The organism is Mesorhizobium sp. M0243 (genome assembly GCF_040321775.1).
GTDB lineage: Bacteria > Pseudomonadota > Alphaproteobacteria > Rhizobiales > Rhizobiaceae > Mesorhizobium.
In genome coordinates, this window is sequence record NZ_JAMYSF010000037.1 from 43,164 (window position 1) to 50,136 (window position 6,973).

A 6,973-nucleotide genomic window follows, 5' to 3' on the forward strand; every position below is an offset into this window, starting at 1 on the left:
GTATTCATAGCTCGAGTGGATAATCTATTATGTCTGTTACAGCTCATAATGCTGCGACTGCTGCAGAACGATACCAGGAGCTCTTCGGAATTGATGGCAAGGTAGTCTGCATTTCAGGCTCGAGCCGCGGTCTAGGGAAGTCGCTCGCCACCTGCTTTGGACGATTGGGGGCGAAGGTAGTCCTTTCCTCGCACAATGTTGAAGAACTGGCCGAAGCAGAGGCCGAACTCGCGGGCCAAGGGATCAACGTGACGGCTATCCGCGCTGATGTGCGGTCGCACGGCGATTGCAAGGCACTGATCAGTGGCACGGTCGACCGGTTTGGGCAGATCGATGTGATGGTCTGCAACGCAGGTATCGACATCATTAAGCCAGCGCATTCATACGAAGAGCCGGAATGGGACGAAATTGTCGATACCAATCTGCGGGGCTATTATTATTGTGCCAAGTTTGCCGCCCAAGCAATGCTGGGTCAAGGCGGCGGCAGCATCATCATGACTTCTTCGGTCGCCAGTTCTCTCGGCGTACCGGGCCTAGCTGTCTATGCTGCGAGCAAGGGAGGCGTCAATCAACTGACGCGCACTATGGCGGTAGAATGGGCCAATAAGGGTATTCGGGTAAACGCCGTCGCACCTGGATTCATCAATAACTTCATGGATGGGGTGCACCCCAATCTCGATAGCCCTTATCAACGCCGCGCAATGGAACTCACTCCGATGCGACGCCGCGGCAATCTGTCCGAATATTTCGGACCCTACATTTTCCTCGCGAGCCCAGCTGCATCGTTTGTAACAGGCGAGATTCTCTATGTCGATGGGGGCTACGCGGCGGGCTGATTCAGGATGCTTCGATGTTGTGGCGGTATTTTTAGGAGTCTGGGCAAATGTTAATCACAATACCAGATGAAGTGAACTTCCTAGACTGCACTTTACGCGATGGGGGCTATTACACAGGTTGGGATTTCGCGCCCGAACTGGTGTCGGACTATGTCGCTACTATCAACACTCTGCCGGTGCGCATGGTGGAGCTGGGGCTCGCCGGAAAGCCTGAGAGCCACGGATATTTCGCCAGTGTGACGAGTTCTAAGGCCGAACAGGTGGCTGCCGGTCTCCTGGTCAAGGCATGCGTGATGATCGATGCCAAGGATGTGCTTGTGAGCGAACTGCCTATACCCCTTGCCGTCGCCCGTCTGACAGAAGGGCTAGTGCCAGGGCATATCACGACCGTCCGAGTGGCGACGCATTACCGCAACTTGGCTGCCTGCCGGAACATTTTCGCTGAGTTGTCTCACAGGGGCTTCCGTGTGTTTTTGAATCTCATGCAGATCGACGCAGCAAATGCTGCAGAAGTTGAGACGTGCCTGAAGGACGTAAAGCAGATCGACACCATCGACGTGCTATATATTGCCGATTCCTTTGGCTCTATGACGCCGACTCGCGTTCAGGAAATTATCGGCCGGTTTGCGGATCGAATTGAGCCTGACATTGGATTCCACGGCCATGACAACCGCGGATATGCAGTGGTCAATTCAGTGGCCGCCGCTATGGCGGGAGCGACCTGGATAGACTGCACCATGGGCGGCATGGGACGCGGGGCAGGAAATACGGCTAGTGAGCAGCTCCTGCCGATTCTCACCCGTCTCGAAACATCCAAGGAACGGGCACTCCTCGAGCACGTCTCGCGTCACTTCGATCCGCTTCGCAAACGGTATGGCTGGGGCAGCAGCGCGGCATATCAATTCGCAGGCTCAAACTTCATCCATCCGTCCTATGTTCAAAAGCTACGTGAAGGCGGGGCTTTGTCTGACGCCGCGATTATCAGGCGCCTTTCGGACCTTCGCGCCGATGAACGGATGAGTTTTGCCGATGAAAAGCTGTCGGCGCTGATGGCGCACGACATCGCCTGATCGCAGATATCTCCGTTGAGGTGCCCCTTTTTCCCAATTTGGAGGAAGCCATGACTCTACCAAATGCGGTTGTGAAACCATCGGTCCTCCCCTCGGATCCGCGGTTTGCATCAGGCCCTTGCCGTAAACATCCTGGTTGGAGCGTGCACCCGACTATGCTGCGCTATGTTGGACGAAGTCACCGGAGCTCCGAGGGAGCAGAAAGGCTAGGAGAGGTAATCAGGCGCATGGTCTCTTTGCTAGAGCTGCCTGATAGCTGGCTCTGCGGAATCGTGCCCGGTTCGGGCACTGGGGCCTGCAGCATGGCCTTACAAAATCTACTCGGCCCATTTCCAGTCGAGACATTCTTGTCAGACAGCTTCTCGCAGTATTGGGCAAATGAGATCGATACATTGGCGCTTGCCCCCCAAAGCCGGCACATTTGTGCTTTCGGAGATTTTCCGAACACTAGCAGGATCGACCCCAATCACGACATCGTTCTGGTGCTAAACGGCACCAGCAGCGGCGTTTGTCCCCCGGATCTTGACTGGATTCCTCCTGACCGTGCCGGGCTTGTGATCGCAGATGCCGTCTCGGCAGCTTTTACGAGGCATATCGACTTCGATCGGATCGATGTTCTGTGCTGGTCATGGCAGAAAGCGCTTGGCGGCGAAGGCGGCCACGGCATGATCGCGCTCTCGCCTCGAGCCCAGGCACGGCTGAAAGCCGGCACACGCAAGCCTGTAGCTAGGCTCATGAGACTGCACAACCCCGACGGATCTGTGAACAAAGCGTTCTTTGGCGGCCGGACGATCTCGACCCCCAGCATGTTCGCCGTCGAGGATATCCACTCTGCGCTCGACTGGGCCGAAGCGTGCGGCGGACTACCCGCGCTTCTGAACAGGGTTGCCAATAACTACGCTGTGATCGCCGACTGGGTGAACTCTACTCCTTGGATTGATTGGACTTGCACGAATCCGGCAGCACGCTCCACCTGTTCAATTACTCTTCGGCTTGTACGAGAGCAGCTTGCTGGCGAGAAAGAGGACGACGGCAAAATCGTCGCGGGGATGATCCGTCTACTCGAAGCCGAAGACGCGGCTTTTGACATCTGGAGCTACGGTGACGCGCCACCGGGATTTCGGATATGGGCGGGGCCTACGGTTGAGGCAGATGACTTGTCGATTTTATGCGAGTGGCTGGCCTGGGCTTACAGCGAGACGTGCGAGGCCAGCATACCCCCCGACGCGATAGTCGCGCCTGATAGAGAGCTTGTGCAGGGGTGATATCATGACAAATGATACTCAACAAGGGCAGCCGTTATACTCCGAACATACTGCAGGCCTGTACTTTCGTGTCAAACTGCTGCAGAAGATTAGTGCTGTCCAGCGCGCAAATGGGTCGATCAAAATGCAATGCAACGTTGACCCCACTCGATGTGGCGTTTTCCCGATAAGGTCCGTCCGCAAGGGCGAAATCAATGGACGGTTCGGTGCCCGCCTCCTTCCAGCCGATTCGATCGAGGCCTATGTGGCTAAGGTGCGCAAGTTCAGCCATCAGGTTCATCGGCGCTGGTACGTTCGCCCCGAAAACGCTGATGAGATCTCACGGATCGGAGTGATCAATCATTGCTGTGAACCTAATGTCGGCCACTCCGATGCGCTCACGCTTGTGACGATGCAACAATGACCGGATCTCCGGCAGGCGGCTTTTTCGGCTGTAAGTGTCGCGCCTCACACTGCCCCCTACCAACGCTCGAGCGTCCTCCTCAGACACTCGCAGATTGCTATGACGCGATACTTTTCGACGCGATGGGGGTCCTGATCAGCGAAAATGAAGCCCTCCCCGGCGCCGCTGATATCTTGGCCCGACTTAATATGTCCGGTCAGCCATACTACATCGTGACGAATATCAGCAGTGGATCGGATGAAACGATATTCTTACGTCTCTGCGGCGCGGGACTTCCGATTCCGGCGGTTGACCGTATCGTGTCCGCAGGAGGTGTTGCGCGACATCGCGTACTCGAAGAGCTGGCGGCGGGGCGGACAGTTTCGTATGTGGGCAGCGCACACGCTGCGCATGAGATCTTCGGCAAGCATCCAAATCTTCATTGCGCTGACACGGCCGAGACATTCGACACACTCATAGTGCTCGATGACGAAGGTTTCGATTTCAAACGGGCTGCCGATCACATCCTGTCCGCGTTTCAACGCAGACTGATCGAGACGGGCGAAATGCCTCGTATAATAGCGGCAAACGCGGACATCATTTATCCTAGCAAGAACGGCTCACTCGTCTTTGGACCAAACATAATAGGGCCGATGCTTCAGGCGGGACTAGCGCCCTTCGGAGCTCCTCCAATCTCAGTAGAGTTTATGGGCAAGCCAGGAAGAGCGATTTTCGAAGAGTGCATCGCTCGGGCCGGTACCGACCGTCTTTTGATGATCGGCGATCAGGTTGATACTGATATCAAGGGCGCAAAGGCTGCCGGGCTCGATGCACTTCTCGTAACCACTGGCCTCAACAGCTGCGGCGAGTTGCGTCAAAACGAGAACGGCGCTCCCGATTATGTCGCAAAGAACCTCGATCAGATCTTCGACGGCAGTTTGTTTCCACACCTTCGATCGGCGACGTCGCTGATTTGCAAGGAGCACAGGCGGATGTAGTGGGACAACAGTGATGCCAGGCACTTCCGTCTTACCGCCGCCGTTGCGCTCAACCCGCCGCCCGCCGTCCGGTGTCCAGTCGCTCCGCCTCCGACGGTCGGTAATCAGTTCCACGCGGCGATAATGATCATCTTCGTGCCTGTCTTGATGGCCGGGATCGCCAGTCGGATCGAGCTTGAGATGGGTGGAAGCTGCCTCGACCTGACGGGTTCAGTCGAACCAGACTTGGCGATTGCTGTTGTGGGTACGGTGCGAGTGGCGCAGTGATTGCCCTTGCGGTTGAGGTGAAGTCGTTGCAGGCGACACAGCCTGTCGATTTCCGCCGCGGCATAAACGGCCTGATTGCGCTGGTCGCAGCCTCTCTTGCGGCCGATTCTATGCGCCTACGTCTTTGTCTTCCACCCCAAGCGCAGTGATAGGGCTGCGGCCCACATTTTGGGACGGCAACACGGGCGCTCTAGTGAGGGCGCGTGTTGCCGTCCCAGCGAGGAGGAGGTTCAGGATCCGGGGGCAACCGAGGGTTCCATGTCGCATGAAAGGAAAGTGATGACTAAGAAAAAGGCCGTTCGCAATAACGTGAGCATACCGGTCATTAGCAAGGAAACCGGAAGCGCAAGGGTTTATTCCGAGCTCCGCCACAACATCTTCAACATGTCTTTGCCGCCGAGCTACCCGTTGGACGAGATCGGCCTCAGCCAGCATTTCAATCTTTCGAGGTCGCCGATACGCGAAGCGCTGGTCAGGCTGGCGAGCGAAGGGCTCGTTCTGACGCTTCCGAACAGAAGCACCATCGTCGCCCCGCTCGATTTCAGCAGCGTACCCGAACATTTGGACGCCCTCGACCTCCTACAGCGCGCCACGCACCGGTCGGCGGCTGTGTGCAGGTCGGAAGAAGAACTTAATGAAATCGAGGAGTCCGAACGGTCCTTCCGCCTGACCGCACAAGAAGGTTATGAGAGCGGCGAGTGGCTGGCGATCATCGAGGGCAACTATAATTTCCACATAACGGTCGCGAGGGCGGGTCAGAACCAGTATTTAGCCAGCTTCTACAAGCGCGTGCTTGAGGAAGGCAGGCGTATGCTCTACTTCCGCAACGAATTTCTTTTCAAAAGCCTCGGAGCGACCGTGGATCGGCTTAATCTCGGTCACGCCGAGCTCGTGGAGGCCATTCGCGACCGGGACGCCGACCGAGCCGAGCGGTTGGCGCACGAGCACGCCAGCCAGTTTAGGGGCAGCTTTCTCGAGTATCTGGAGCAGTCAATCACGTCAAAAGTGAAGATCGTGATGGCCTAAGCCGGGCTGCCGGCCGCGAGATCATTGAGCAGGTCGAGGCGGCGCCTGCCTGACTTGACGATCAGCCTGTTCTGGTGATGGAGACGATTGACCATGAAGCGCTGGTCGCCATGCTCGACCGGCCGATGCTGACTGCTATCCGCGACAAACTCGACGGCCTGCTCGACGAAGCGCGAGGTGGCCACCTGTCCTAGGTCGCGCATGGTGACGCGCTGGCGTTGCTTGGCCCGCCTGGCTCGCGCAAGACGCCCTGGCGGTCGGCATTGGCCGCGAGCCATCCGCCAGAATTACAACGTGCAGTTCGTCACGGCGGCCACGCTGGTGGCGATGCTGGCCAAGGCCCACAGCGACAGCTCCCTCGATAAGCAGTTGACGATTCTGTCGCGGCCGAAATTGCTGATTCTCGATGAACTCGGCTATCTCCCCCTCGAGGCCAATGCCGCCCACCTGTTCTTCTAACTGGTGTCGCGACGCTACGAGAAGGGATTGATCCTGATCACCTCCAACCGCTCGGTGGGCGAATGGGGAGCGTTCTTGGAGATCCCGTGGTCGCAACGGCAACCTGGACCGCTTGCTTCACCTCTCGGCGACAGCTATCGACTTTGCGAAAAGCCGCCGGTCCGGCCTCTGCAGAAGATCGGACCAGCGCTCGAAACAAACAAAACTGCAAACCAATAAAGGAGGGCAATTCCTGGATTCGCTTGACAAGATGTCGACAGTGGCGGGCGGTCTGAATCTCATGCTGATCGCCCGCGCCGCATCGAGCAACTCACTTCTCCTGGAGATGTGTCCGTCCATAACGAGACTCAGAGTGCTTCGCCTGGCGGTGCGGAAATGTGGCAGGACGCATAGATGTAGCCAGTCGTGCGCTCTAGGCGATCCTCTATGCCGAGTTTGGCCATAGCCTTCAGGATCGCCTGTCGTTCCGTCGGCGAAAAGCGGCACTGGCGCTGTCTGAACCGTTCTACGAGCCTTGTTTCCAACGAGAAAGCCCGAAGGGCCGCCGCGATGTCGTCATAACTGAAGCGGTGCGATGCGAAGGCGACGACCCACGGGCGTGACGTCGCCGACGCCTCATACACGCGTGCAAAGGTTGCCTCAGTGGCGTAACCCACACAGCCTGTGCTGA

At 57.4% G+C, this 6,973-nt stretch carries 9 protein-coding genes and 2 pseudogenes; 9 read left to right on the forward strand and 2 right to left on the reverse strand.

Annotated elements, in window-relative coordinates:
• The first annotated feature begins 29 nt into the window (after positions 1-29).
• The 8 genes and pseudogenes from NKJ11_RS30585 to NKJ11_RS30620 all read left to right on the forward strand — a co-directional run bounded on the left by NKJ11_RS30585 (position 30) and on the right by NKJ11_RS30620 (position 5,844).
• Positions 30-836 (forward strand): SDR family NAD(P)-dependent oxidoreductase, encoded by an 807-nt coding sequence (locus NKJ11_RS30585; RefSeq protein ID WP_352794940.1) that lies wholly within the window; start codon positions 30-32, stop codon positions 834-836.
• Between the two features lie 47 nt (positions 837-883).
• Complete coding sequence (locus tag NKJ11_RS30590) at positions 884-1,906, forward strand: hydroxymethylglutaryl-CoA lyase-like TIM-barrel protein (protein ID WP_352794941.1); 1,023 nt, start codon at positions 884-886, stop codon at positions 1,904-1,906.
• 347 nt (positions 1,907-2,253) lie between these two features.
• Entirely contained in the window at positions 2,254-3,171 is a 918-nt protein-coding gene (locus tag NKJ11_RS30595; protein ID WP_352794942.1) for a PLP-dependent aminotransferase family protein, read from the forward strand.
• 4 nt (positions 3,172-3,175) lie between these two features.
• Positions 3,176-3,574, forward strand: coding sequence for an SET domain-containing protein (locus tag NKJ11_RS30600; RefSeq protein WP_352794943.1), 399 nt, complete (start codon positions 3,176-3,178; stop codon positions 3,572-3,574).
• Positions 3,571-4,551, forward strand: a complete 981-nt coding sequence (locus tag NKJ11_RS30605; protein WP_352794944.1) for an HAD-IIA family hydrolase — start codon at positions 3,571-3,573, stop codon at positions 4,549-4,551. Before NKJ11_RS30600 ends, NKJ11_RS30605 begins: the two co-directional genes overlap by 4 nt.
• A gap of 123 nt (positions 4,552-4,674) precedes the next feature.
• Positions 4,675-4,818 (forward strand): hypothetical protein, encoded by a 144-nt coding sequence (locus NKJ11_RS30610; RefSeq protein ID WP_352794945.1) that lies wholly within the window; start codon positions 4,675-4,677, stop codon positions 4,816-4,818.
• Positions 4,815-5,014: pseudogene (tnpB, locus tag NKJ11_RS30615) on the forward strand (IS66 family insertion sequence element accessory protein TnpB); the annotation flags it as partial. The gene NKJ11_RS30610 and the pseudogene tnpB, both read left to right, overlap by 4 nt.
• A gap of 83 nt (positions 5,015-5,097) precedes the next feature.
• Positions 5,098-5,844: a GntR family transcriptional regulator gene (locus tag NKJ11_RS30620; RefSeq protein ID WP_352794946.1), complete on the forward strand. Its 747-nt coding sequence runs from the start codon at positions 5,098-5,100 to the stop codon at positions 5,842-5,844.
• Here NKJ11_RS30620 and NKJ11_RS30625 read toward each other — a convergent pair.
• On the reverse strand, positions 5,841-6,047 hold the full coding sequence (locus tag NKJ11_RS30625) for a hypothetical protein (RefSeq protein WP_352794947.1): 207 nt from the start codon (positions 6,045-6,047) through the stop codon (positions 5,841-5,843). The genes NKJ11_RS30620 and NKJ11_RS30625 overlap by 4 nt on opposite strands.
• Before the next feature lie 91 nt (positions 6,048-6,138).
• On the opposite strand from NKJ11_RS30625, the gene NKJ11_RS30630 reads away from it, so the two are divergent.
• Positions 6,139-6,303 (forward strand): ATP-binding protein, encoded by a 165-nt coding sequence (locus tag NKJ11_RS30630; RefSeq protein ID WP_352794948.1) that lies wholly within the window; start codon positions 6,139-6,141, stop codon positions 6,301-6,303.
• A gap of 347 nt (positions 6,304-6,650) precedes the next feature.
• Here the strand turns inward: NKJ11_RS30630 and NKJ11_RS30635 are convergent.
• Positions 6,651-6,973, reverse strand: a pseudogene (locus NKJ11_RS30635) (hypothetical protein); the annotation flags it as partial.

Bases quoted from the DNA above. Each gene is read 5' to 3' on its own strand.
- NKJ11_RS30585 (WP_352794940.1), top strand. From the start codon at position 30: ATGTCTGTTACAGCTCATAATGCTGCGACTGCTGCAGAACGATACCAG.
- NKJ11_RS30590 (WP_352794941.1), top strand. From the start codon at position 884: ATGTTAATCACAATACCAGATGAAGTGAACTTCCTAGACTGCACTTTA.
- NKJ11_RS30600 (WP_352794943.1), top strand. From the start codon at position 3,176: ATGACAAATGATACTCAACAAGGGCAGCCGTTATACTCCGAACATACT.
- NKJ11_RS30605 (WP_352794944.1), top strand. From the start codon at position 3,571: ATGACCGGATCTCCGGCAGGCGGCTTTTTCGGCTGTAAGTGTCGCGCC.
- NKJ11_RS30610 (WP_352794945.1), top strand. From the start codon at position 4,675: ATGATCATCTTCGTGCCTGTCTTGATGGCCGGGATCGCCAGTCGGATC.
- NKJ11_RS30620 (WP_352794946.1), top strand. From the start codon at position 5,098: ATGACTAAGAAAAAGGCCGTTCGCAATAACGTGAGCATACCGGTCATT.
- NKJ11_RS30625 (WP_352794947.1), bottom strand. From the start codon at position 6,047: ATGCGCGACCTAGGACAGGTGGCCACCTCGCGCTTCGTCGAGCAGGCC.